A 23,403-nucleotide genomic window follows, 5' to 3' on the forward strand; every position below is an offset into this window, starting at 1 on the left:
CAGTTTCCGCGCGGCCCGGTGAGCCGGATCCTCACCAGGCCAGGTCGCCCGTGGAGCCGTCGCCCCGCCACACGACGGAGGCGTGGAGCCCGAGGCCGGCGTCCCCTGCGGTGGTGCGCGGCAGTGCGCCGAGGTCGACGCGGATCAGCGCCCCCACGGTGCCGCACGCCTGCGCGGGGGAGGGCGGTGCTGGGGAGGGCGGCGCGGAGGAGGGCACACGGGAACGCCGGAAGATCGGCACGATCACGGAGCACAGCGTTGAAAACGCCCCCGGCTCCTGCTGGAACCGGGGGCGCTGCTCGCGGGGATCAGCCCATGTGCGGGTAGCGGTGATCCGTCGGCGGCACGAACGTCTCCTTGATCGTGCGGGAGTTCACCCACCGGATCAGGTTGAAGATCGAGCCCGCCTTGTCGTTGGTGCCGGAGGCGCGGGCGCCGCCGAACGGCTGCTGCCCGACCACGGCGCCGGTCGGCTTGTCGTTGACGTAGAAGTTGCCGGCCGCGAAGCGCAGCCGCTCCGACGCCGAGGCGATCGCGTAGCGGTCCTGGGCGATGATCGACCCGGTCAGCGCGTACGGGGCGATGCCCTCCATCTGGTCCAGGACGGCATCGAAGTCGGCGTCGTCGTAGACGTGCACGCCCAGGATCGGGCCGAAGTACTCCTTGACGAAGATCTCGTCGGCCGGGTCCGCGCACTCCAGGATGGTCGGCTTCACGAAGTATCCGGCGGAGTCGTCGTACGAGCCCGTCAGCACGTCGATGTTCGACGCGGCCCGCGCCCGGTCGATGGCCTCCTTGTGCTTGGCGAAGGCCCGCTCGTCGATGACGGCGCCCATGAACGTCGACAGGTCGGCCGTCACGTCGCCCACGGTCAGCGACTCGGCCACGCCCACGAGGTCGTCGCGCATCCGGCTCCACACCGAGCGCGGCACGTACGCCCGCGAGGCCGCCGAGCACTTCTGCCCCTGGTACTCGAACGCGCCCCGGACCAGGGCCGTGGCGAGCACGCCCGGGTCGGCCGACGGGTGGGCCAGCACGAAGTCCTTGCCGCCGGTCTCGCCGACGAGGCGCGGGTAGCTCCGGTAGCCGGCGATGTTGGCGCCCACCGTGCCCCACAGGTGCTGGAAGGTCGCCGTCGAGCCGGTGAAGTGGATGCCCGCGAGCTCCGGATGCGTCAGCGCCACCTCGGAGATCGCCTGGCCGTTGCCCGTCACCAGGTTGATGACGCCGGGAGGCAGCCCGGCCGCCTCCAGCAGGCGCATGGTGAAGTGCGCCGCGAACTGCTGCGTCGGCGACGGCTTCCACACCACGACGTTGCCCATGAGCGCGGCCGACGTCGGCAGGTTGCCGGCGATGGCGGTGAAGTTGAACGGCGTGATCGCCAGCACGAAGCCCTCGAGCGGCCGGTACTCCATCCGGTTCCACACGCCCGGCGAGGAGATCGGCTGGTCGGAGTAGAGCTGGCGGGCGTAGGAGACGTTGAAGCGCAGGAAGTCGATCAGCTCACAGGCGGCGTCGATCTCCGCCTGCTGCACCGACTTCGACTGGCCGAGCATCGTCGCCGCGTTGAGCGTCGCCCGCCACGGCCCCGCCAGCAGGTCGGCGGCCTTGAGGAAGATCGCCGCCCGCTCGTCGAAGGAGAGCGCCCGCCAGGCGGGGGCCGCCCGCAGCGCGCTCCCGATCGCGTCCTGCACGTCCTGGGCCGTAGCGTCGTTGGTACGCCCCAGGACGGCGGTCTTGTTGTGCGGCTGCACCACGTCGATGGGCGCGCCGCCGCCGAGCCGCTGCTCGCCGTCGATCGTCATCGTCAGGTCGATCGAGGCGCCGGCCAGCTCCTTGATCCGGTTCTCCAGGGCGGCGCGCTCGGCGCTGCCCGGCGCGTAGCCGTAGACCCGCTCGTTGGCGGGAACGGGCACGTTGCTGATGGCATCCATGTTCACTTACCCCCAAGGGCACGAAGGAAGAAGGCGACATTGGCGGGGCGCTCGGCCAGCCGGCGCATGAAGTAGCCGTACCAGTCGTCGCCGTAGGGGACGTAGACGCGCATCGTGTGACCGGCCCCGGCCAGGGCCTCCTGCCGGTCGGTGCGGATCCCGTACAGCATCTGATACTCGTAGTCGCCCCTGGAGCGCCCGAACCGGTCGGCGAGCAGCTCGGTGATGGAGATCAGGCGGTCGTCGTGGGTGGCCACCATGGGGTACCCCTTCCCCGCCATGAGGATGCGCAGGCATCGCACGTACGCCTTGTCCACGGCGGACTTGCCCTGGTGGGCCACGGAGGCGGGCTCCCGGTAGGCGCCCTTGACCAGCCGGACGCGCGAGCCCTCGCCGGACAGCGCGCGGCAGTCGTCCTCGCTGCGGAACAGGTACGCCTGGATGGCCACGCCGGTCGACGGGTAGTCCTCGCGCAGCGCGCGCAGGATGCCGAGCGTGGAGTCGACCGTGGTGTGGTCCTCCATGTCGAGCGTGACGGTGGCGCCGATGGCGTCGGCGGCGGCGCAGATCTCGCGCGCGTGCTCCAGCGCCATCGCGTCGTCGAGCTCCTGGCCGACGGCCGACAGCTTGACCGACACCTCGCCGCGGCGGCCCAGCTCCAGCGGGCGCAGCTGCTCCAGCAGCGTGATGTACGCCTTCGCGGTGGCGGCGGCGGCGCCGGCGTCGCGGGTCTCCTCGCCGAGATGGTCGACGGTCACCGCGAGCCCGGTGTCGCGCAGTCGTTCGATCGCGTCGCGGGCCTCCTGGACCGTCTCGCCGGCGACGAAGCGGTCGACCACCTTGCGCGTGAGCGGGAAGCCTGACACGGAGCGGCGCACGAGCGCGCTCCGGGATGTGGCGAGCAGCAGTTGACCCAACATGCTTCCAGCCTAAAACCGCAGCTCAAACGGGGCCATGAACGGGCGTAACGGCGGGTGTGGCAGGCTGTCATACAAATGCACAACACCACGGATCTGCAGGAGATCGTCGACGAGGTCGCGGGCCTGCTCGGCGCGTCGGCCACGCTGGAGGACCGCTCGTTCCGGCTGCTCGCCTACGGCGCGCAGCACGGCGACATCGACACCGTCCGCCAGGAGTCGATCCTGCGCCGCCGCGCCACCGGCGAGGTGCGCGACTACTTCGAACGCTACGGCATCGCCCGCGCGCACGGCCGGGTCCGCATCCCGGCCGACGCCGACCTGGGTGTGCTGGCCCGCGTGTGCTGGCCGCTGCGCCACGGCGAGGTCGTCTACGGCTACCTGTGGCTGCTCGACTCCGGCAGCCTCACCGACGCCGCCCTGGACCGGGTCGCGCCGCTGGTCGCCCGCGCCGCCGCCGCGCTCGCCCAGGAGGCCAGGAGCCGCCGCGACCTCGGCTACGGGCTGCGCGCGCTGCTGTCGGACGACCCGGAGGAGCGCGCCGGCGCCTCCATCGAGATGCCGGGACCGGTGACCGCGATCGCGGTGCGCGAGTCGCCGGAGCGCGTGGCCGCCCTGTGGACGCTGCCGCGCGGCGTGCTCGCCCGCGCCGGCTCGCCGGTGGCGCTGCTCGCCCCGGCGCACCTGGCCGCCGAGGTCGCGCAGACCGTCCTCGGCGCGTACGGGACGGCGGCGGGCGTCGGCGGCACCCGCGCCGATCCGGCCGACGCCTGGCAGAGCTGGCGCGAGGCCCGCCACGCGCTGCGCGTCGCCGAGCACTTCCCGCGCTTCGCGCCCGTCGCCCGCTGGGAGGACCTGGGCGCGCACCGGCTGCTGGCCAGGCTCGGCCAGGGCGACCTGCGCGAGCTCGCCGGCGAGGTCGCCGTGCTGGACCCCGAGCTGGCCCAGACCGTCGAGACGTACCTGGACCTGGGCGGCCACGCCCAGAAGGCCGCCGCCGCGCTCGGCATCCACCGCCAGACGCTCTACTACCGGCTGGGCAAGGCCGAACGGCTGACGCACCGCGACCTGACCGACGGCGACGACCGGCTCACCGTCCACCTGGGGCTGAAGGCCGCCCGGCTGCGCGCGTAGGGCGGGCCGGCGGGCTCAGGCCAGGTGGCGCAGGGCGCTCTCGTCGCCGGGGCCGCCCCGGCCGGCCAGGCCCTTGGCGACCTGGCCGCGCAGCGCCGCGTCCTTGTGGCCGTCGTACTTGAACTTGCCGCGGATCTCCTCCACCGCCAGCCGCAGCCCCTGGAGGCCGGACAGCAGCCGGGGCATCTCCGCCGGGTCGCCGTGGCCCGGCTCCAGGTCGCCGAGCTGGGCGCGCAGGATCTCCAGCTTGCCCGCCGCGTCGGCGACGATCTCGGCCCGGCAGGTCACCTGGACCGAGGAGTAGTAGGTGGTCGGCACGCCCAGCGACGGGTCCGTGCCGGGCTCGGCCCGCCAGGCTCCCGGGATGTACGACCACGGCCCGGCGACCGACAGCAGCACCTTCGGGTTCTCCTCGACGGCCGCCCAGATCGGGTTCGGCCTGGCCAGGTGCAGCCAGATCGTGCGCTCGTCCACGAGCAGGAACTGGGTGGGCACGACGACGGGCACCTCACGCCCCCTGCCCGAGGCGATGAGGTGCCCGAACGCGTTCTCCCGGAGATAGGCGAGCGACTGCTCGCCGGAGCCGGCATCCCAAGGGTGGATCAGCATGGGATGACGATATAGGGGGGTGTCTAGGCGCAGGCCGCCTCGTACACCCGCAGCAGCTCCTGGCTGACCCGCTCCCACGAGTAGCGGGAGCGCGCCCGGTCCGCGCCGGCGTAGCCGAGCGCGGTGCGCAGCGTCGGGTCGGTCAGCAGCTCCCTGGCCAGCCGCGCGGTCCTGGCGGGCCGGTCCGGCGGCACCAGCAGCCCGGTGACGCCGTCGATCACGGAGTCCAGGTGCGCGCCCACGGCCGAGGCGATCACCGGCACGCCGCAGGCCATCGCCTCCAGCGCGACGATGCCGCTCGTCGTCTCGCGCGGCACCGACACGACGGCGTCCGCGCCGCGCATCAGCTTGGGCACCGCCGCCCGCTTCACCTGGCCCAGCAGCGTCACCCGGTCGGCCACGCCGAGCTGCTCGGCCAGGGCGCGCAGCCGCCGCGCGTCCCTGTCGTCGCCGAGGTCCTCGGGGGCGGGGCCGCCGGCCACCACGAGCTCCACGTCCGCCAGCCCCGGCAGCGCCCGCACGATCGTGTGCGCGCCCCGGTCGGGGGAGAGCGGGCCGACGTGCAGCAGCCGCTTGCGGGTGCCGCGCGAGACGGCCATGCCCTGGCGGTGGAAGCGCTCGGTGTCGACGCCGTAGGGGACGATCGCGATGCTGGTGCGGGGGACGCCGATGCGGATCAGCGCCGACTCCTCGTCGCCCGAGCCCGCGATGACCGCGTTGGCCCGGCGGCCCAGCGCCCGCTCCAGCTTCACGTGCGCGGGGTCGACGGTGTGGAAGGTGTGCGTGACGGGCACGTCCAAGCCCTTGGCGCCGGAGACGGCGGCCAGGCCGCAGGTCCACGAGTGTGCGTGGATCACGTCCGGCCGCTCCTGCTGCCAGCGGCGCATCAGGTAGCCGCCCACGTCGTTCAGGTAGGGGGCGACGTCATCGGGGGTCAGGCTGCGGGCCGGGCCCACGTCGATGTACTCCACCGTGACGCCCGGGGCCACCCGCGTTTTGGGCTTGCCGTCGGCGCTCTCGCGGCGGGAGTAAATGGTGACGTGGTGGTCGCGGCCGAGTTCGCGCGCCACGGAGAGGATGTGGTGGCGCTTGCTGCCCGAGCCGGAAGCGACGATCGCGATATTCATGGCACACCTCAGCGTGAAAAAAGCCTTCAAGGTGTGCCTGCGTCTTAGGCACGATCTAACTACGGACGACCATACCCACTTTCCCGCGAATCGCAAACCATGCCTCATGAGTCAGGTGATCACACGCCGCGGAGCGCGAGGATCACGATCTCGTCCCACACCTGCCCGCCGGAGAAGGCGTTGCGGTCGGCCTCGATCGCCTTGACCACCGTCGAAGGGGCCTGACCTGCGGATCTGCCGAGCACGTCGGCCAGCCGCTCCTCGCCGTAGGGCTCGCCCACCTCGTTCCTGGAGGAGATGAGGCCCTCCGAATACAGCACCAGTGTCTCCCCGGCCGCCAGTGTGATCTCCTCGGTGCTGGTCTCCGCCTCCGGCGCGATGCCCAGCGGCACCCCGCCGCCCGCCGCGAAGCGCACGTGCCCGTCGGGCTGTACCAGCGCCGCCGGATGGTGCCCGGCCGACGACATGCGGATCCGCCGCCCCTTGACGAGCCCGGCCACGGCCATGACGAACATGCCGGTGCCCTGCTCCACCAGCGCCTCGTTCACCTTGCGCACCACCGCGTCCGGGTCGGACTCCCAGGTGCCGAGCACCCGCAGCCCGCCGCGTACCATCGCGCTGACCGAGGCGGCCTCCTCGCCCTTGCCGGCCGCGCCGCCCATCGCGAAGCCCCAGCCGCCCGCCATCGGGAACACGTCGTAGAACTCGGCGCCGACCGACGAGCCCGGATGGTAGATCGCCGCCGCCTCGTAGCCGGGCACGTCCGGCAGGCTGCGCGGGGCCACGCTCGCCGACAGCGCGTCGGCGGCCCGCGACCGGCTCTGGAAGCTCGTCTGCGCCCGCAGCGCCAGCCCGAGCTGCACCCCGACCTCCTCCATCACGCTCAGGTCGGCCAGCGTGAACGGCGGCCGGTCGTGCCCCCGCACCAGCGTCAGCGCCCCGTCACCGGCCCCGATCGGCACGCACAGCAGCGAGCCCGCGCCCATCGCCGTCAGCAGCGGCCCCTCCGGGCAGAAGCCGAGCAGCGTCTCGTCGTCGACCATCTCGTGCACCACGCCCGAGCCGCGCTCCAGCACCTGCGCCACCACCTGCGCGCCCGCCGGGTCGCTCGCCTCCACCTGGCGGACCAGGCCGCCGAGCGGCACGTTCTTCGGCGCCACCACCGCCGAGCGGCGCGGCAGCCCGTCACGCAGCTGGTCGGCCACCACCCAGTCGGCCCACCCGGCGGCCAGCAGCCGCGTCGCCCGAGGCAGCGCCACCGGCTGGCGCATCGCCTCCTCGTCCAGCAGCAGCGTCGCCATCCTGGCCAGCAGGTCCTGCCGCCGGGCCGCCGCCAGCAGCAGCGCGCCGTCGTCGTCCTGCGGCCCGCCGGTCCCCGGCTCCGGCAGCTGCGTCTCCGTCGGCAGCGCCACCACGGCCACCATCTGCTGCGGCTCGCCCGGCATCGTCAGCCTGGTCAGCGCGAGCTGCACCGTGTGCGTGCGGCCCTGGTGGGCCAGCCGCGTCTCGAACGCCGCCGGCTGCCCGGTCCGCAGCACCGCCGTCAGGTGCGAGCGGAACGCCGCCCGCCGCGACACGTCCACCAGCAGCGGGAACGAGCGTCCCACCAGGTAGCCGTCGGGGCTGCCCAGCACCCGGGAGGTCTCCGGGTTGATCCGCCGGACCACGCCGCCGCCGTCGAGCACGACGACCGGCACCGGGAACGCCCGGAACACCTGGCGCAGCAGCTTCAGCTCCCGCTGGGAGCCGTCCTTCTTGCCCGCCGCCCGCTTCGGCGACCTGCGCAACTGCTCGCGGGCCTCGGCCAGCAGCTCGGCGGCGGTGTCGAGCTCCGCCAGCGCGGCGTCGAGCGTCGGCGCGAGGTCGGCGGGGTAGGCCGCACGCGCCTCCCGCAACGACGAGACACGCCCGGCCAGTGCGTCGAGGGCGTGTTCGAGGTCCGGCATGGTCATCCTCCGACGCTACGCCACACGGGATAATGGCAGCCATAAGGGGTAGGGGCAGAATAGCTATGGAATCGACCGTGATGATCACTCCCGGGCTCGCCCGCAACCTGGCGGCACTGGGCAGGCTCGGCGAGGACACCTCGACCGAAAGCGTGCTGCGCGGCCTGACGACCGCGCTGGCCGACGGCGTGCCCGGCTGCTCGGGCGGCTCGGCCGAGCACTGGCACGAGCACCGCGTCCTGGTGTCGGGTTCGCACAGCGAGCTCATCATGCTCGTCGAGGGGGAGCGCGCGCTCGGCGAGGGCCCGTCGACCGAGGCCAGGAAGACCGGTGCCCGCATCGCCGTCGGCGACGTGCTCACCGACACCCGCTGGCCGCGTTACGCGGCGCTCGCCACCCGCAGCGGCGTCCGTTCGGTGCTCGCCGTCCCCATCCGCATCCCGCCGGCCCTGCTGGTCGTGGGCCTGTACTCGGTACGGCGCGGCGCGTTCTCCCCGCAGGGCTCGCACGCCCTGGCCGACATGCTGACCGAGCAGGTCGGCGTGGCCCTGGCCAACATGTGGGACTTCGAGGAGGTGCGCACCGACGCCGCGCAGCTCCAGGAGGCCCTGGCCGGCCGGGCGCTCATCGATCAGGCCAAGGGCATCATCATGCAGACCAGCGGCTGCACCGCCGAGGCGGCCTTCGAGGAGCTGCGCCGGATCTCCCAGCACCACCAGGTCAAGGTGGCCGACCTGGCCCGGCTCCTGGTCGAGGAACACCAGCGCAAGAACCGCCGCTAGCCGATCGCCGCCAGCGCTTCGTCGAGCGTGTCGTAGATGGGCAGGCGCTGGGCCAGCCCGGTGATCCACATCACCTTGGACTTGGAGTATTCGACCCCGATGAGGGCGAACTTCGCGCCCGCGCCGAGGCTCGTCTGCCAGTGGTGGACGATCAGCCCGAGCGCCCGCGAGTCCATGAACGTCACCCCGCCGAGGTCCAGGATGAGGTCCGGGCCGGCGAGCGCCAGGTAGTCGGCGAACTGCTCGCGGGTGGTGGCGTCGAGGACACCGTCGACCTTGATGACCGCGATGTCGTCCACGGTCGACGATGTCAGGCTGAGGGCCGCGACGGACCCGCTGCCGTTTTCGGGCATTGTCACGGGGCAACTTTACTGTCACTCAAGTGGAGAGGAATACTTCCACCGGAGTGGGGGATACTGGAGTCCGAAGTCCAGCAGAGGGCTTCCGTCTCGAACGAGCGAGGCGTGCCTCTGCATGGGCTTTTTCCATTGCGGAGGGCGCCTGCAACCCATATGAGGAGCAGCCATGGCTGTGCAGGACCTCGTCCTCGAAGACATGACCGCGGAAGAACTCCTGGCCGAGATGGTCCGCGAAGACACCCCCGACGGTCTGCGGGAACGGCTGCGCGAGCGCATCGTGGAGATGCACCGGCCGCTCGCCATGGAAATCGCCCGGCGCTACCGTTATCGGGGCGAACCGCTGGAGGACCTGCTCCAGGCCGCGTACGTTGGCCTCATGAAGGCGGTCAACGGTTTCGACCCGACCCTCGGCCACGCCTTCAGGGGCTACGCGGTGGTGACCATGACCGGTGAGGTCAAGCGCCACTTCCGCGACCGCACCTGGGCCATCCGGGTGCCGCGCCTCTACCAGGAGCGCCGTTCCGAGCTGAACCGGCTCGTCGCCGACCTCAGCCAGGACCTCGGCCGCTCGCCGACCGTGGCCGAGCTGGCGGCGAAGATGAACATCTCGGAGGAGGACGTGCTGCTCACGCTCGACGCCTCCGCCGCCTACAGCACGCTGTCTCTGGACGCGCCGCTGGGCACCGACGACGACGCCGCCTCGCTCGGGGACGTCATCCCCGAGGACGACGACACGCTGAGCACGATGGTCGACCGGGAGGCCGTCAAACCGCTCATCGACGCGCTCCCTTCGCGGGAGAAGCACATCCTCCTGCTGCGGTTCTTCGGCAACATGACGCAGGCCGAGATCGCGGCGGAGTTCGGCATATCGCAGATGCACGTGTCCAGGATTCTGCGTAAGGTACTCGACCAGCTCCGCGCAGAGCTGCTGGTCGGTTGAGAAGGCGGTCACCGGGTGATGACGGAGGACACAGATCCTCGGGCGGGCTCCACGGGCCCGCCACCCGGTGCGCCCGTGCGCAAGCTGCCGTTCCGGCTCGCGGACCTGCCGCGGGTCCGGGAGTTCGCCGAGTCCGAGGCCCGTGGCTTCGGCATGCCCGACGAGGCCGTCAACGACGTGGTCATCGCCGTGAACGAGGTCGCCACCAACGCGGTGACCCACGGCGACGACCACGCGCACGTGCGTGCCTGGCCCGACAGCGGCGACCTGGTCGTCGAGGTGCACGACGACGGCTCGTGGAAGCCCGGCCCGATGCCCGGCGCGGTGGGCGGCATGGGGCTGTGGGTGGCCCGGCTGCTGTCCAGCGATCTCACGCTGCGGATCGGGAGCGGGGGAAGCACGGTCATCATGCGCTTCCCGGGTAAGAACTGACGCGTCCGGCGCGCCCGGCGTGCTCGCCTTCGAGCACGCCGGGCGCGGTGTGCGCGCAGGTCACCGGCGGGTGCGTCCGCCGCGCCAGCCGCCGTAGCTCTTGATGCTCGCGGTGCCGATGCCGGCCTGGTGCAGCGCCAGCAGCGTCAGGCCGAGCAGCATGAACGTGGTGCCGGAGATGCCCGCGGCGATGCGGGCGTTCAGCAGGTCGAGCAGGAATCCGAGGCCGAAGACGATGGCCGCGACGATGGCGAGCATGTCACCTCACCTCGATCCGGAGCCGGTCAGGGCGAGCAGCTGCTCCAGCATGCCGCGGTACTCGCGCAGCGCCAGCCGGAGCTGTTCGGTGTCGCCGTCGCCGGCGCCCTTCCAGCGCTCGCGCAGCTCGCCGGTGCGGGCGTTGAGCGTGCTCGTCAGCGTCTCGACGACCTCGCCGACCAGCCCGTCGGCCCGCTGGACCGCCTCTCCGGGGTCGTCGACGAACGCCGTCTGCAGGTCGCGCCAGCGCGCCTGCACCTCGGCCGGGTCCTGGTCGAACAGGGCCCGCTCCTGCGGGGCCGCGTGCGCGGGCGGCTCGCCGGCCACCGCGGTCGCGGGCACCGGCTCGGGCGTCCCCTCGTGGCCCGGCACCCGCTCGTGCCCGGGCCGGTCGTGATCGGGCGTCTCGTGCCCGGGCGTCTCGTGTCCGGGCGTGCTGTGCGCGGGTGTCTCGTGCTCGGGCCTGTCGGGCGTCCGGCGGGCGGGCTCCGTCTCGGGGACGGGCCCGGCCACGTGGACGTCCTCCGGCCGGTGCGCCGGATCCGGGTCGGCGATCACGTCCTCGCCGGTCCTGGCGTACGGGTCGCGGTACGGCTCGTCGGCGAGCACGTCCGCCCCCTGGTCGGCGCGGCCATCGGCGTCCCGGTCGAGCGGGTCGTGGCCGAGAGGGTCCCGGTCGTGCGGGTCCCGGTCGTGCGTGTCGAGGTCGTGCGTGTCGCGGTCGTGGGTCTCGTGGTCCGTGGGGGAGCGGTCGTCGCCGGGCCGGTCGGCCCGCTGCGACGGCACCTTCAGCTCATCGCGGTTCATCTGTCGTCACCGTCCTCGGGATGTCTCGTGAAGCAGCTCCTCGAAGAGCGAGCGGTAGTGCACCATCGCCTGCCGCAGCTCCTCGGTGGACGCCTCCTTGCGGGCCGCCCGCCCGCTGATCTCGTGCGCCTTGCGGTAGTGGTCGAGCGTCGCCGCGTGCCCGACCGACAGGTCGGACAGCCGCTGCTCGAAGTTCTCCGTCGGGTAGCCGCGCTCGGCCATGACGGCGGTGACGAGCTGGTCAGCCTCCGTCACGGCGAAGCCGGGGGCGTCGACGAAGCGCTCCTGGACCTCCGTCCAGCGCGTGGCGTAGGTCTCGCGGGACTCCTCCGGCAGCGGCCGGATGTCGAGCTCGGCGTGCCGCTGCTCACGGGCGAGCAGCTCCTGCTCGACGTCCCGTTTGTTGTCGTGCTCGGCCATCATGCGCTCGTATTCGGGGCCGAAGCGCTCGCGGAGCCGGCCCCGGCGCTGCTGCTGCAGCGCGACATAGGCCACCGCGGCGAGCGCCACGACCGCGAGCACGACGACGGCCACCCAGATCCAGGTGGACATGATGTTCGCCTCCGGTCTTTTGTCGGGGACCGGCGACTGCCCTCGAACGGGCTCGCGAAACCCGTATGTCAGCGCTCTTCGAGGCCCTCCAGGGCCGCTGCCAGCACCGATGCGACGTGTGAGCCCTCAGGGGCGGCCGGGGTCTCCGCGAACCCGGTGGCCGGGTCGTAGGTCACGTCCAGCCCGGCGTCGACGAGCCTGTGCGCCCAGCGTAGCGCCGTGTTGAGCCGTTCGGCGGCCGGCGGCCTGCCCTGCGCGGCGGCCGACAGGTTGCGCAGGTTGGTGGCGGGGCCCGACTGGGCGTGTGCGCGGGCCAGCTTCCACGGCAGCGCGGCGCTGTGGTCGAGCATCGGCTTGGCCAGCCCTGCGGCCCGTTTGGCCTGGAGCACCCCGGACTCGCTCACTCCGAAGCGGGCGGCCAGCTCCTGCACGCTCAGCCCTTCGGCGACGAGCCTGGCCAGCTCCGCCCGGTCGATCGTCGGCCTGCGCCCCACCCGGCACCTCCCCGGACATGGAATCACCCGATCATCGCCAGGCGATGATCGGGTGAGAAAAGCGTCGGGACGACAGGATTTGAACCTGCGACCCCCTGACCCCCAGTCAGGTGCGCTACCAAGCTGCGCTACGTCCCGCCAGGCCGCTGAGCTGAACCTTTTGTGCCGGTCCTGCGTGGCCTTGCGGGGAAAACACTACCACGGGCGGCGCACCTCTCAGCGCCACCTTTACCGGGCCCGCCCGGGGGCGAACCGCACGGATTCCCCCGTACGCGCCCCGATCCGGTGACGGCCCCGCCGCCCTCGGGTGCCTCGCCGCGGGCGGCCGGAGGCCGGGCTCTAGGCTTGCCCCATGGGCATGGTCGGGACGGTCGGGCTGGTGCTGCACCCCAGGCGCGACTCCAAGCAGGCGATCGACACCATCCTGCGCTGGGCGGGCGCGCGTGACGCCACCGTGCTCGGGCTGCCCGACGAGGTGGGGCGGATCGACTGCAGCGCGGTCGCGGTCGACGCGGCGACGCTGGCCGGGCGGTCCGACCTGCTGGTGAGCCTCGGCGGCGACGGCACGATGCTGCGCACCATGCGGCTCATCGCCGGGCGCGACACCCCGGTGCTGGGGGTGAACCTGGGGCGGCTGGGCTTCCTGGCCGAGATCGACGTGGCCGAGCTGGCCGCGACGCTGTCGGCCATCGACGGCCACCACTACTCGGTCGAGCCGCGCATGGCGATCCGCACCCGGCTGGCGGGGGAGCCGGAGCTGACCGCGTTCAACGACATCGCGCTGGCCCGCATCCCGGGGGAGGGGCTGGCGGCGGTCACGGTCAAGCCGTCGGGTCACCCGTTCGTCAGCTACACCGCCGACGCGGTGATCGTGGCGACCTCCACCGGCTCGACCGCCTACAGCTTCTCGGCCGGCGGGCCGGTGGTCTCGCCCCGGGTGGAGGCCGTGCTGGTGGTGCCGGCGGCGGCGCACTCGGCGTTCAACCGGGCGCTCGTGCTGCCCGCCGACGAGGAGGTCACGCTGGAGGTGCTGCCCTCCAGCGGGCGGCTGGCCGTCGAGCTCGACGGCGCGGTGGTCGGCCACCTGTGCCCGGGTGACACCGTCACGGTGTCGGCGGTGCCCGGCGCGGCCAAGGTGGTGCGGCTCGGCACCACCTTCTACGAGCGCGCCCGGCGCAAGCTGCGCGTCGGCGGGAGCGCGGAGGCGCTCTGATCCGCCGCCCGGCGGTGCCGTGCCCGTGAGGGCGGCGGCGCGTGGCCGGGCGCGGGCGGGTGGTGGTGCGGGTCGCCGGGCGGCTCGTCGTGCTCGTGCGGGTCGCGGCGGCTGGAGACCAGCGCGGCCAGCGCCGTGGTGATCGGCACGGCGGCGATCAGGCCGAGCGTGCCGACCACGCTGCGGGCGATCTCCTGCGTGATGACGGGCGTCGTCAGCACCTCGCCGAGCGGCTGCTCGCCGACGCTGAACAGCAGCAGCAACGGCAGCGACGCGCCCGCGTACGCCAGGATGATCGTGTTGATGACGGAGGCGATGTGCGCCCGCCCCACCCGGCTGCCCGCCCGGTAGAGGCGGCGGAAGCCGTAGGAGGGGTTGGCGGCGGCCAGCTCCGCGACGGTGACGGCCTGCGTGACGGTCACGTCGTCGAGCACGCCGAGCGCGCCGATGATGATGCTGGCCAGCAGCAGCCCCTGCGTGTCGATCGACAGGCTCATGCCCAGCGTGAACGCGCTGTCGTCGGTGACGCCGTTGAGCCTGGCGAACCCGATCACCAGGTAGGACAGCACGCCGGTCAGGGTGAGGCTGGCCAGCGTGCCGAGCACCGCCATCGAGGTGGCGGCGGTGAAGCCGTGGGTCAGGTAGAGGACCGTCAGCATGATGGCCGCCGCGCCCGCGATGGCCACCAGCATGGGCGGCTTGCCCTCCAGGATGCCCGGGATCACGAACGTCAGCAGCAGCACGAACGTGATGCCCAGCCCGGCCAGCGCCGTCAGCCCGCGCCATCGGCCGAAGGCGATGACCGCCAGCGTGAACGCCACGCCCAGCAGCCACAGCGGGCTCGTCCTGTCGTGGTCGGACAGCTGGTAGGCGGGCGTGCCCGGCTCCGCCTCGGCGTGGTGCAGGAGCACGACCGCGTCGCCCGCCGCGAACCGCTGCGAGCCCGGCGCGCTCGGCAGCGCCATCGTCACGGTTTTGCCGTCGTCGAGCATCACGCTCGCCTTGCCGCAGGTCGCCGGGTCGGGCCGGGGTGCCTCGGGCGCGTCCTCCGGGCACGGCTCCAGCACGACGGCGGTGACCGTGCCGGTGAGCCGCTCGAAGCCCGCGTGCTGCTGGGCCGCCTCCTGCCGCCCCTCGGGCCACAGCCACACCAGCGCCACGAGCGTGGCCAGAGCCAGCGGCACCAGCACCGCCAGGGTCGCCACGACGGCCCGCCGCGACGTGCGCACCCGTGTGCCGTGCGCGTGGTCAGCGCCCATCCCCCAAGGCCTCCTCAGGACTCCGAAGTGCGACAGTACTGCACCCGCGCGGATGGGGTAGCCCGTGTGCATGGGCACGTTGGTGGGCACCTCCGGATGGCAGTATCGCGACTGGCGCGGCGTGCTCTACCCCGAGGGCGTCCCGCAGCGGCTGTGGCTGGAGACGTACGCTGCCGAGTTCGCCACCGTCGAGAGCAACAACGCCTTCTACCGGCTGCCGCCGCCGCGCACGTTCGCCGCTTGGCGCGAGCGGACCCCGGACGGCTTCGTGATGGCGGTCAAGGCCAGCCGGTTCCTCACCCACATCCGGCGGCTGGCCGAGCCGGAGGAGCCGGTCGCCCGGCTGATGGCGGCCGTCGCCGGGCTCGGCGGCAAGCTCGGGCCGATCCTGCTGCAGCTCCCGCCCACGCTGCGGGCCGACCTCGGCCGCCTGGACCGGTGCCTGCGCTGCTTCCCGGCCGGGACGCGGGTGGCGGTGGAGTTCCGGCACCCGTCCTGGTGGACGGACGGGACGCGCGCCGTCCTGGAGGCGCGCGGGGCGGCGCTGTGCTGGGCCGACCGGCTCGGCCGCCCGCGCAACCCGTTCTGGGACACCGCCGGCTGGGGCTACGTGCGGCTGCACGAGGGGCGGGCCGGTTTCGCGTACGGCGACACGTCCCTGAAGACGTGGGCCAGGCGGGTCCGCGAGTCCGGCTGGCGGGACGCGTACGTCTACTTCAACAACGATCCGGGCGGCGCGGCGGTGCGGAACGCCGCGCGGTTTGCCAGACTCCTTTGAATGCGCACCCGTCTGTACAGGAACGGCCGTCTGGTGAAGGAGGGCTTCCCCATCGCGGAGGTCTCCGACCACGTGGCCGACCGGGGCAACGTCGTCTGGTTCGACCTCTGCGCGCCGACGGAGGAGGAGGTCGCGGCGATCGGCGAGGAGCTCGGGCTGCACGAGCTGGCCGTCGAGGACGTGCTCCACGAGTACCAGCGCCCCAAGCTGGACATCTACGACAACCACCTGTTCATCACCGTGCACGCGGTGCACTTCGACGGCGGGCGGTTCGCGCCGGTCGAGATCGACGTGTTCATCACCCCGAACGCGCTGGTGACCGTCCGGCAGAGCGCCGCCTTCGACATCGGCGAGGTCGTCAGGCGCTGGGACAAGGCCGCCCACCTGGCCTCCCACGGCGTGGCGTTCCTGCTGCACGGGCTGCTCGACACCGTCGTCGACGGGCACTTCGCGCTCGTGCAGGAGCTCGACCAGCAGGCCGAGGACCTGGAGGACGAGCTGTTCGAGGAGCGGCTCGCCGACGGCCGCGAGCTCCAGCGCAGGATGTACGAGCTGCGCAAGACCACCGTCAGGTTCCGCAAGATCGCGGTGCCGATGCGGGAGATCGTCTCCACGCTGCTCCGCCGCGACCAGGAGCTGATCGCCGGCACCGGCATGGCCCCCTACTACGAGGACGTCTACGACCACGTGCTGCGCACCGCCGAATGGGTGGAGTCGCTGCGCGACCTGGTGGCCAACATGCGCGAGACGCGGCTGGCCCAGCAGGGCTTCCGGCTGAACGAGATCATGAAGCGGCTGACCGGCTGGGCCGCCATCATCGCCGTCCCCACCATGATCACCGGCTTCTACGGCCAGAACGTGCCCTACCCCGGCGAGGGCCAGCCGTGGGGCTTCTGGATGTCGCTGTTGCTGGTGGCGCTGGCCTCGGTGGCGCTGTACGCGGCGTTCAAGAAGAGGGACTGGTTGTAGGGCGGCGGGCACGGGCCGCCCCGCCCGGCCCTGGCGGCCCCCACCGCGACGCGCACCGCCCGCGCGCCCCGCTCCGGGTGCAGCGGCAGGCAGCGGCCCCCGGCCAGCAGCGTCCGCCGGCCGATCGGGGTGGCCAGCAGCGGCAGCTCCTCGTACGTGACGGGCTCGGCCAGGACCAGCAGCCACCCGCCGCCGGGCAGGCGGCGGCGCTCGCCCTCCAGCGCGTAGTAGTCGAGCACGCCGCCGCCGGTCGAGACGACCGCCTGCATGGTGAACCGGCGGCCCTCGGCCGTGAACACCTCGGCCGACGGCGCCCGGTAGACGCTGTGCACGTAGCCGAGCGCGAACACGCCGGAGGCGGGCAGCGGCAGCCCGTTGACCGCCGGGCGGCCGGCCCCGTCGCCGGAGCCGGCCGCCAGCACGAGCGCGGCGAGCGCGAGGGCCGCCCTGCTCAGCCCTTCTCCTTGTAGTAGCGGGCCGCGCCCGGGTGCAGCGCGACCGGCTCCACCTGCTGGGCCAGCGCCCGGTCGAGCTTCTCGGCCTCCGGGTGCACCTTGACCAGCTCGGCCTTCTTCTCGAACAGGGTTCGGGTGATGTCGTAGGCGAGCTGTTCGGGCATCGCGTCGGGCACCAGCAGCACGTTGGCGATGCCGACCGTCCTGACCGTGCCCTGGAGCTTGTAGACGCTCATGTCGATGTCGAGCCCCACGTACTGCTTGCCGTACTTGGCCTGCATCCCGGCCAGCACGTCGCTGGTGTCGAGCATCTTCATGTCGGGCTTGGTGGTGGCCAGGTCGACCACCCCGGCCGTGGGCAGGCCGCCGACCCACACGAACGCGTCGATGGTGCCGTCCTTGATCGCCTGCACCGACTCGTTGATCGACAGCTGCTGCTTGGTGATGTCGCTGTCGGGGTTCAGCCCGGCGGCCTCCAGCATGCGGCGGGCCACGACCTGGGTGCCGGAGTTCGGCGGGCCGAGCGAGACCGTCTTGCCCTTGAGGTCGGCGACCTTCTCCGCCGCGACGCCGGGCGCCACCACCACGTGCGAGTAGTTGTCGTAGATCCGGGCCAGCGCCTTGACCGGCTGCTTCCCGGTGAACGAGCCGGTGCCCGCGACCGCGTCGGCCGCCGTGTCGGACTGGGAGAAGCCGATGTCGGCCTTGCCGGTGGCCAGCAGCTTGATGTTCTCGATCGAGGCCGAGGTGACGGACGCGGTGGCCTGGGTGTTGGCGATGTTGTTCGACAGCTGCGCGGCCAGGCCGCCGCCGTAGACGTAGTAGACGCCCGTGGTGCCGCCGGTGGCGACGGACAGCCGGTTCCCCGAACCGCCGCAGCCCGCGATCAGGGCGAGCGCGGCGAGCACCGCAAAGATCCGCTTCACGCTGGGGTTCTCCTTCTCCTGATGAGGTGTACGGCAGCCGCGACCGCCAGGACGGCCAGGCCGGCCGCGATCGGGACGGGTTCGAGGAACAGCAGCAGCATGGCGGCGCAGGCGGCCAGCAGCCGCTCGGGCACGCCGCTCAGCCCGCCGGTGGCCATCGCCAGCGCGGCCACCGCGACCGCCGAGACCGCCGTCATCGCCAGCACCGTGCCGATCGGCCCCTGGCCGAGCAGGGCCTGCCCGTTGGGCGTCAGCACGAACGCGAACGGAACCAGGAACGCCGGCAGCGTGTAGCGCCAGGTCAGCAGCATCGTCCGGTACGTGTTGCCGCCCGTGATCGCCGACGCCGCCACCGCCGACAGCGCCGTCGGCGGGCTCACCTCCGACAGGACCGCGTAGTAGAAGACGAACATGTACGCCTCGGGCTCGGTCACGCCCAGCGTCATGAGCGCCGGGCTGATGATGACCGCGGCGATGATGAAGCTCGCGGTCACCGGCACGGCCAGGCCGAGCAGCATGACCGCCCCGGCCGCCAGCAGCGTGGTGAGCACCAGGCTGCCCGCGGCGAAGTCCACGATGATCTTGCTCAGGTTGAGTCCGAGCCCGGTCTGGGTGATGACGCCCACGATGATGCCCGCCGCCGCGCACACCGCCGTGACCGGCAGCACCTCCAGCGTGCCCTTGGCCAGCGCGTGCCAGACCCGCCGCGGGCCCATCCGGTGCGCCGGGTCCAGGAACGACAGCCCGAACGCCACCACCGTGGCGATCACCACCGACAGGAAGGCCGAGTAGTCCAGCGCCATCAGCACCACGATGATCAGCAGCGAGCTGAAGTGGTAGCCGAAGCGCAGCAGCAGCCTGCCGACGGGCGGGGCGTCCACCGGCACCGCGCGGGTCCCGAACCGGCGCGAGTCGATCTCGATGGCCAGGAAGATCCCCAGGTAGTACAGGATCGTCGGGACCGTCGCGTAGATCAGCACCTCCAGGTAGCCGACGTTGAGGCGCTCGGCGATGATGAACGCCGCCGCGCCCAGCGTCGGCGGCGACAGGATCGCGCCGATGCCGCTCGCCGCCAGGATCCCGGCCGCGGGCTCCCTCGGGTAGCCGGCCCGGCGCAGCACCGGCCAGGCGACGCTGCCGAGGCTCACGGTCGTCGCCACGCCCGAGCCCGACACGGTGCCGAGCAGGAAGCCCGCCGTGGTGACCGTCCGGCCGGGGGCGGCGCGCGACCTGCGGAAGGCGGCGAAGCTCAGGTCGATGAAGAACTTGCTGGCGCCGGAGAAGTCGAGGACGGCGCCGTAGACGGTGAAAAGGATGATGTAGCTGGCGGCGACCTGCAAAGGGACGCCGAAAAAGCCTTCGGTGCCCGTATAGAGCTGCGAGACGATCTGGGCCAGGTCGAATCCGCGGTGACCGATGGTCCAGTCAATGGGCAAATACACCCCGAAATAGGCATAAGCCAGGAAAAATGCGCATATGGCGGCCAGGGCCCAGCCGACGGTCCGCCGTACCGCCTCCAGCAGCAGCCCGGTCAGCGCCAGCCCCGCCACCACGTCCAGCCCGGTCAGCGCCGCCCCGGAGCCCCGGTCCCGGAAGGCGTCGATGTCGGCCAGCGGATAGACCAGCACCGCCACCGACAGCACCGCCAGCACCCAGTCGCCGACGGTCGGCCACTCCCGGCCCGCCTCCGATCCCGCGCCCGGCCCCGTGCCCGCTTCCGATCCCGCGCCCCCGCCGGACGCCGGCTCGTCCGGTGCGGCCGCCGTCGCCGCGGGGAGCGTTTCCGTGGGGGTGACCGTCTCCACGGTGGCGGCCGCGCCCGGGGCGGCGGCGGGCAGCTCGACGGTGGGGGCGACGGCAGGGGCGGTGGGGACCTCCACGGTGGCGTCGTCGGGCGCGGGGAACTCCGGGAGCGTCGGCGCCACCGCCCCATCCGGGGACGGCGACGGCCGGCGGCGGCGCAGGCGGTGGAGCGCGGGTCCCAGCCCGGAGCGGTAGGCCAGGAACACCAGCGGCAGCGCCACCGCCAGGAACGTCATCCGATGCTGCAACGCCTCGACCGGCCAGAAGACCACCGCGATCGAGTAGGCCGACAGCAGGGCTCCGACGATCCACACGGCGAGCCGCAGGATTCCGCCGAGCCGCCGGGCGGGCCGTTCTTGTTCGTGCGCCGAAACCAGGTCGGCCTCTCGGTCGCTCAGCTCGGTCACAACGATTCCTCCCGACACGGCACTGGGGGCAATTTACGAGGGGTTTACAGGCCGTGGGAAGACTCCGTTACCTTTATGGGATTATTGTCCGCCTGAAAACCGTGGCCTGGCCCGAGCGGCCAATTCGGCGAGCGGCACCGCGCCCGCCTGGCTGCCGTCCCGCAGCCGCACCGACGCCGCCCCGCTCGCCGCCTCACGCGGGCCCACCACGAGCTGGTACGGCACCAGCCGGTGGGCCCGGATGCGGGCGCCGAGGCTGCCCTTGGCCGCGGGGGCCAGCTCGGCCCGCAGCCCTTCGGCGACGGCCCGCCGTACCAGGTCCTCGGCGGCGGGCTGCTCGGCGTCCGACAGCGGCAGGACGACGGCCTGCACGGGCGCGAGCCAGGCGGGGAACGCGCCGGCGTGCACCTCGACGAGGTGGGCGAGCAGCCGTTCCAGGCCGCCGACGACGCTGCGGTGCACCATGACGGGACGCCCGCCGCCGGCGTAGGACAGCTCGAAGCGCTCCGGCTGGAAGTAGTCGACCTGCACGGTGGACAGGGTGGACTCGCGGCCGGCCGGGTCGGCGATCTGGATGTCGATCTTCGGCCCGTAGAAGGCGCCCTCGCCGCGTTCCTCGTCGTACGGGCGCCCGCGCCGCTGGAGCACCTCGCGCAGCACGGCCTCCGAGCGCGCCCACAGCTCCGGGTCGTCGACGAACTTGGCGCCGTCGCCGCGCAGCGACAGCCGGTAGCGGGCGGCCCGGATGCCGAGCTGGGCGTGCGCGGCCTCGATCAGGTCGAGCGCCGCCGACACCTCGCCGGCCGCCTGCTCGGGGCGGCAGAACACGTGCCCGTCGTTGAGCTGGATGGCGCGCACCCGGGTGAGGCCGCCGAGCACGCCCGACAGCTCGGCGCGGTACATGCCGCCGAGCTCGGCCAGGCGCAGCGGCAGGTCGCGGTGGCTGCGCTGGCGGGAGCGGTAGACGAGCGCGTGGTGCGGGCACAGGCTGGGCCGCAGCACGTACTCCTCACCGCCGACGCGCATCGCCGGGAACATGTCCTCGGCGTAGTGCGCCCAGTGCCCGGACCGCTCGTACAGCTCGCGTTTGCCGAGCACGGGCGAGTGGACGTGCTGGTAGCCGTTGCGGCGTTCGAGCTCGTGCACGTAGTCCTCGACGGCCTTGCGCACGGCGGCCCCGGCGGGCAGCAGGAACGGCAGCCCGGAGCCGATCAGCGGGTCGGTGTCGAAGATGCCCAGCTCGCGGCCGAGTCTGCGGTGGTCGTTCATGATCGTCCTTTGCGGTGAAAGGGCGAACGACCGATCCGATCCCGGGCATTCGCCCGGGAGACAGAAGTCAGCGCGCCGGGACTGGGTCCGGCGTCGTCGTGACGGAAGCGCGCTGCATACGGGCACCCTAACACCGGTGGCCTCGCCAAGGCCCTGCAAAAAACGGCAAATGATATAAAGAACCGTGGCCGAGATCACCCTGCCCGTGCGCCAGTTGCGGGCGTTCGCCGAGGTCGGCTACCAGGTCGCCGGGGGGAGCGGAGCGCACGGCGCGATGGCGGCGCTGCGCGAGGTCGTGCCGCTGGACGCCTACGAGTTCGTCGCCTTCGACCCCGCCACCGGCCGCCACCACAGCGTCGTCTCCGACGGCCACCGGCGCATCGACGGCGACGCGGCCGAGGAGTACGCGGCGCTGGAGGCGTACCGCAGGGCGATGGCCACCCGGGCGCCGGTCGCGATGCCCGAGCCGGGCACCGAGCGCTACTTCCGCCGCCACCTGGCCCCGTACGGCTGGCGGGCCGGGCTGACGGCGCCGCTGTTCCTGGCCGGGGGCCGCTACACCGGGCTGCTGCACCTGGCCACCCGCGACGCCTTCCCCGAGCTGACCGCCGCGCTGGTCGGCGCGGTGAGCCCCATGCTCGCGCACGTCACCGACCTCACCCGGTGCGTGATCGACCCGGTGGGGCTGCCGGGCGGGTTCCGGGCGGTGGCGTTCGACCGGCTCGGCGTCCGGCGCGGCGTGCCCGGCCTGGAGACCTCGCCGGAGCTGTGGGACGACCCGGCGATCGCCGCCTACGCGCGGGCGTTCATCGACTCGCGCGAGCTCAACCGGCACGGCCTCTGGCTCGACGGGCAGGGCCGCTGGCACGAGATGCGGCTGCTGCGGGCCGGGGTCGGCTTCCAGGGCGGACTGCAGGGCGCCGTGGTGGCCGAACGGCCCTGCGCGCTGCCGTACGAGCTGACCGGCCGCGAGGTGGACGTGCTCACCCGGGTCGCGGCCGGTGACTCCAACCCGCAGATCGCCGCCGCGCTGGTGCTCAGCGTCCGCACGGTCACCACGCACCTGGAGCACATCTTCGCCAAGCTGGGCTGCGACAGCCGCACCCGGCTCAGCACCAAGGCGCTGGCCGAGGGCCTGTGCCGGCTGGACGTCTGAACACCGCTCGTTGTTTCGGGGAAGTCCGCTGATCAGGACGGCGACCGTCGCCGTCCGGCACGAGACACCACGGAGGACATGATGACGACCACGCCGAGCGACCCGGCCGGGGCGCTGCCCGGCCGCCCGCCCGTCGTCGACCTGGCGACCTGGCAGGCGGCCAGGGACGAGCTGCTGGTCCGGGAGAAGGCCCACACCCGTGAGGGCGACGCCATCGCGGCGGCGCGCCGCCGGCTGCCGATGGTGGAGTTCGACGGGACGGCCGAGGTCGTCGGCGCCGACGGGCCGGTGCCGTTCCTGGACCTGTTCCAGGGGCGCGAGGAGCTCGTGGTCTACAAGCACATGTGGTACGACGGCGCGCCGCACCAGGGCCAGTGCGAGGGCTGCACCACGATGGCCTGGCATCTGAAGGACTCCGTCGTCTACCTCGGCACGCGGGGCGTCTCGTTCGCCGTGCTGACCCCGGGCCGCTGGGACGAGGTGGCCGCCTTCACCGCGTTCATGGGCTACACCCAGCCGTGGTACTCGGTGCGCGGCCTGGACGAGCCGCTCGGCGGCGGCATGGCCGCCCTCTCCTGCTTCCTGCGCGAGGGCGAGCGGGTGTTCCTGACCTACTCCACGACCGGCCGGGGCAACGAGCCGGCCAACGGCTGCTTCGGGCTGCTCGACATGACGCCGTACGGGCGCGGCGAGGCGTGGGAGGACAACCCGGAGGGCCGCCCGGAGGGCCGTCACCCGTGCTGGTACTGGCGCTCCGACGTGGACGGCGCCGCCACCTGGGGGCCGGACAGCCGCCCGGTGCCGCAGTGGACCCGCCCCGGCGCCACCCCCGAGAAGACCCTCGGCCGCGAGGGCTCCCACCACTGACGCGGGCGGC

The 23,403-nt window shown here is 72.8% G+C and carries 25 protein-coding genes and 1 tRNA gene; 9 read left to right on the forward strand and 17 right to left on the reverse strand.

Going from position 1 to position 23,403, the window contains the following annotated elements:
- Positions 1-31: 31 nt before the first annotated feature.
- The 3 genes from ACBI99_RS22445 to ACBI99_RS22455 all read right to left on the reverse strand — a co-directional run bounded on the left by ACBI99_RS22445 (position 32) and on the right by ACBI99_RS22455 (position 2,854).
- Positions 32-247 carry a hypothetical protein gene (locus ACBI99_RS22445; RefSeq protein WP_219513286.1) on the reverse strand — a complete coding sequence of 72 codons (216 nt, stop codon included), beginning with the start codon at positions 245-247 and terminating at the stop codon, positions 32-34.
- A gap of 61 nt (positions 248-308) precedes the next feature.
- Positions 309-1,934 carry an L-glutamate gamma-semialdehyde dehydrogenase gene (pruA, locus tag ACBI99_RS22450; protein ID WP_219513284.1) on the reverse strand — a complete coding sequence of 542 codons (1,626 nt, stop codon included), beginning with the start codon at positions 1,932-1,934 and terminating at the stop codon, positions 309-311.
- A 2-nt stretch (positions 1,935-1,936) separates the two neighbouring features.
- Positions 1,937-2,854 (reverse strand): proline dehydrogenase family protein, encoded by a 918-nt coding sequence (locus tag ACBI99_RS22455; protein WP_219513279.1) that lies wholly within the window; start codon positions 2,852-2,854, stop codon positions 1,937-1,939.
- Between the two features lie 75 nt (positions 2,855-2,929).
- Here ACBI99_RS22455 and ACBI99_RS22460 point away from each other — a divergent pair, with 75 nt between their 5' ends.
- Complete coding sequence (locus ACBI99_RS22460) at positions 2,930-3,985, forward strand: CdaR family transcriptional regulator (RefSeq protein ID WP_219513276.1); 1,056 nt, start codon at positions 2,930-2,932, stop codon at positions 3,983-3,985.
- A 15-nt stretch (positions 3,986-4,000) separates the two neighbouring features.
- Here ACBI99_RS22460 and ACBI99_RS22465 read toward each other — a convergent pair whose 3' ends face one another.
- The 3 genes from ACBI99_RS22465 to ACBI99_RS22475 all read right to left on the reverse strand — a co-directional run bounded on the left by ACBI99_RS22465 (position 4,001) and on the right by ACBI99_RS22475 (position 7,673).
- Entirely contained in the window at positions 4,001-4,594 is a 594-nt protein-coding gene (locus ACBI99_RS22465; RefSeq protein WP_219513275.1) for an FMN-binding negative transcriptional regulator, read from the reverse strand.
- A gap of 23 nt (positions 4,595-4,617) precedes the next feature.
- On the reverse strand, positions 4,618-5,721 hold the full coding sequence (locus ACBI99_RS22470) for a glycosyltransferase (RefSeq protein ID WP_375073385.1): 1,104 nt from the start codon (positions 5,719-5,721) through the stop codon (positions 4,618-4,620).
- Between the two features lie 119 nt (positions 5,722-5,840).
- Positions 5,841-7,673, reverse strand: coding sequence for a GAF domain-containing SpoIIE family protein phosphatase (locus ACBI99_RS22475; RefSeq protein WP_246646436.1), 1,833 nt, complete (start codon positions 7,671-7,673; stop codon positions 5,841-5,843).
- Positions 7,674-7,747: 74 nt separating this feature from the next.
- Between ACBI99_RS22475 and ACBI99_RS22480 the strand changes: the two genes are divergently transcribed.
- Positions 7,748-8,449, forward strand: a complete 702-nt coding sequence (locus ACBI99_RS22480; protein ID WP_375073500.1) for an ANTAR domain-containing protein — start codon at positions 7,748-7,750, stop codon at positions 8,447-8,449.
- On the opposite strand, the gene ACBI99_RS22485 is transcribed toward ACBI99_RS22480, so the two are convergent.
- Positions 8,446-8,802, reverse strand: a complete 357-nt coding sequence (locus ACBI99_RS22485; protein ID WP_219519923.1) for an STAS domain-containing protein — start codon at positions 8,800-8,802, stop codon at positions 8,446-8,448. The genes ACBI99_RS22480 and ACBI99_RS22485 overlap by 4 nt on opposite strands.
- Before the next feature lie 172 nt (positions 8,803-8,974).
- Between ACBI99_RS22485 and ACBI99_RS22490 the strand changes: the two genes are divergently transcribed.
- Positions 8,975-9,748 (forward strand): SigB/SigF/SigG family RNA polymerase sigma factor, encoded by a 774-nt coding sequence (locus tag ACBI99_RS22490; protein ID WP_219519899.1) that lies wholly within the window; start codon positions 8,975-8,977, stop codon positions 9,746-9,748.
- A 75-nt stretch (positions 9,749-9,823) separates the two neighbouring features.
- On the forward strand, positions 9,824-10,180 hold the full coding sequence (locus ACBI99_RS22495) for an ATP-binding protein (RefSeq protein WP_308126270.1): 357 nt from the start codon (positions 9,824-9,826) through the stop codon (positions 10,178-10,180).
- 60 nt (positions 10,181-10,240) lie between these two features.
- Here ACBI99_RS22495 and ACBI99_RS22500 read toward each other — a convergent pair whose 3' ends face one another.
- The 5 genes from ACBI99_RS22500 to ACBI99_RS22520 form a co-directional block, all read right to left on the reverse strand.
- Positions 10,241-10,438 (reverse strand): hypothetical protein, encoded by a 198-nt coding sequence (locus ACBI99_RS22500; RefSeq protein ID WP_219519906.1) that lies wholly within the window; start codon positions 10,436-10,438, stop codon positions 10,241-10,243.
- Positions 10,439-10,444: 6 nt separating this feature from the next.
- On the reverse strand, positions 10,445-11,245 hold the full coding sequence (locus tag ACBI99_RS22505; protein ID WP_375073386.1) for a hypothetical protein: 801 nt from the start codon (positions 11,243-11,245) through the stop codon (positions 10,445-10,447).
- 6 nt (positions 11,246-11,251) lie between these two features.
- On the reverse strand, positions 11,252-11,797 hold the full coding sequence (locus ACBI99_RS22510) for a hypothetical protein (RefSeq protein ID WP_219519912.1): 546 nt from the start codon (positions 11,795-11,797) through the stop codon (positions 11,252-11,254).
- Between the two features lie 68 nt (positions 11,798-11,865).
- Positions 11,866-12,291: a helix-turn-helix domain-containing protein gene (locus tag ACBI99_RS22515; RefSeq protein WP_219519915.1), complete on the reverse strand. Its 426-nt coding sequence runs from the start codon at positions 12,289-12,291 to the stop codon at positions 11,866-11,868.
- Positions 12,292-12,355: 64 nt separating this feature from the next.
- A tRNA-Pro gene (locus ACBI99_RS22520) sits at positions 12,356-12,429 on the reverse strand.
- Between the two features lie 214 nt (positions 12,430-12,643).
- On the opposite strand from ACBI99_RS22520, the gene ACBI99_RS22525 reads away from it, so the two are divergent.
- Positions 12,644-13,504 carry an NAD(+)/NADH kinase gene (locus ACBI99_RS22525; RefSeq protein ID WP_357590883.1) on the forward strand — a complete coding sequence of 287 codons (861 nt, stop codon included), beginning with the start codon at positions 12,644-12,646 and terminating at the stop codon, positions 13,502-13,504.
- Here ACBI99_RS22525 and ACBI99_RS22530 read toward each other — a convergent pair.
- Positions 13,450-14,763: a YibE/F family protein gene (locus tag ACBI99_RS22530; protein ID WP_219517799.1), complete on the reverse strand. Its 1,314-nt coding sequence runs from the start codon at positions 14,761-14,763 to the stop codon at positions 13,450-13,452. The genes ACBI99_RS22525 and ACBI99_RS22530 overlap by 55 nt on opposite strands.
- Positions 14,764-14,833: 70 nt before the next feature.
- Between ACBI99_RS22530 and ACBI99_RS22535 the strand changes: the two genes are divergently transcribed.
- Positions 14,834-15,541, forward strand: a complete 708-nt coding sequence (locus ACBI99_RS22535; RefSeq protein WP_219517800.1) for a DUF72 domain-containing protein — start codon at positions 14,834-14,836, stop codon at positions 15,539-15,541.
- Entirely contained in the window at positions 15,542-16,510 is a 969-nt protein-coding gene (locus ACBI99_RS22540) for a magnesium transporter CorA family protein (protein WP_219517802.1), read from the forward strand.
- On the opposite strand, the gene ACBI99_RS22545 is transcribed toward ACBI99_RS22540, so the two are convergent.
- The 4 genes from ACBI99_RS22545 to thrS form a co-directional block, all read right to left on the reverse strand.
- Positions 16,405-16,932 (reverse strand): DUF1850 domain-containing protein, encoded by a 528-nt coding sequence (locus ACBI99_RS22545; protein ID WP_375073387.1) that lies wholly within the window; start codon positions 16,930-16,932, stop codon positions 16,405-16,407. The genes ACBI99_RS22540 and ACBI99_RS22545 overlap by 106 nt on opposite strands.
- A 29-nt stretch (positions 16,933-16,961) precedes the next feature.
- A complete protein-coding gene (locus ACBI99_RS22550; RefSeq protein ID WP_357590881.1) occupies positions 16,962-17,891 on the reverse strand; it encodes a TAXI family TRAP transporter solute-binding subunit in 930 nt (309 codons plus the stop codon).
- Positions 17,888-20,101, reverse strand: a complete 2,214-nt coding sequence (locus ACBI99_RS22555) for a TRAP transporter permease (protein ID WP_375073388.1) — start codon at positions 20,099-20,101, stop codon at positions 17,888-17,890. Before ACBI99_RS22555 ends, ACBI99_RS22550 begins: the two co-directional genes overlap by 4 nt.
- Positions 20,102-20,182: 81 nt before the next feature.
- Positions 20,183-21,370: a threonine--tRNA ligase gene (gene thrS, locus ACBI99_RS22560; protein WP_375073389.1), complete on the reverse strand. Its 1,188-nt coding sequence runs from the start codon at positions 21,368-21,370 to the stop codon at positions 20,183-20,185.
- 184 nt (positions 21,371-21,554) lie between these two features.
- Here thrS and ACBI99_RS22565 point away from each other — a divergent pair, with 184 nt between their 5' ends.
- Together ACBI99_RS22565 and ACBI99_RS22570 are read left to right on the forward strand one after the other, a co-directional pair.
- Positions 21,555-22,526, forward strand: coding sequence for a response regulator transcription factor (locus ACBI99_RS22565; protein ID WP_375073390.1), 972 nt, complete (start codon positions 21,555-21,557; stop codon positions 22,524-22,526).
- A gap of 78 nt (positions 22,527-22,604) precedes the next feature.
- Entirely contained in the window at positions 22,605-23,393 is a 789-nt protein-coding gene (locus ACBI99_RS22570; protein ID WP_375073391.1) for a DUF899 domain-containing protein, read from the forward strand.
- Positions 23,394-23,403 lie beyond the last annotated feature (10 nt).

Origin of the sequence: Nonomuraea sp. ATR24 (assembly GCF_041950485.1) — a bacterium.
Classification (GTDB): domain Bacteria; phylum Actinomycetota; class Actinomycetes; order Streptosporangiales; family Streptosporangiaceae; genus Nonomuraea; species Nonomuraea ceibae.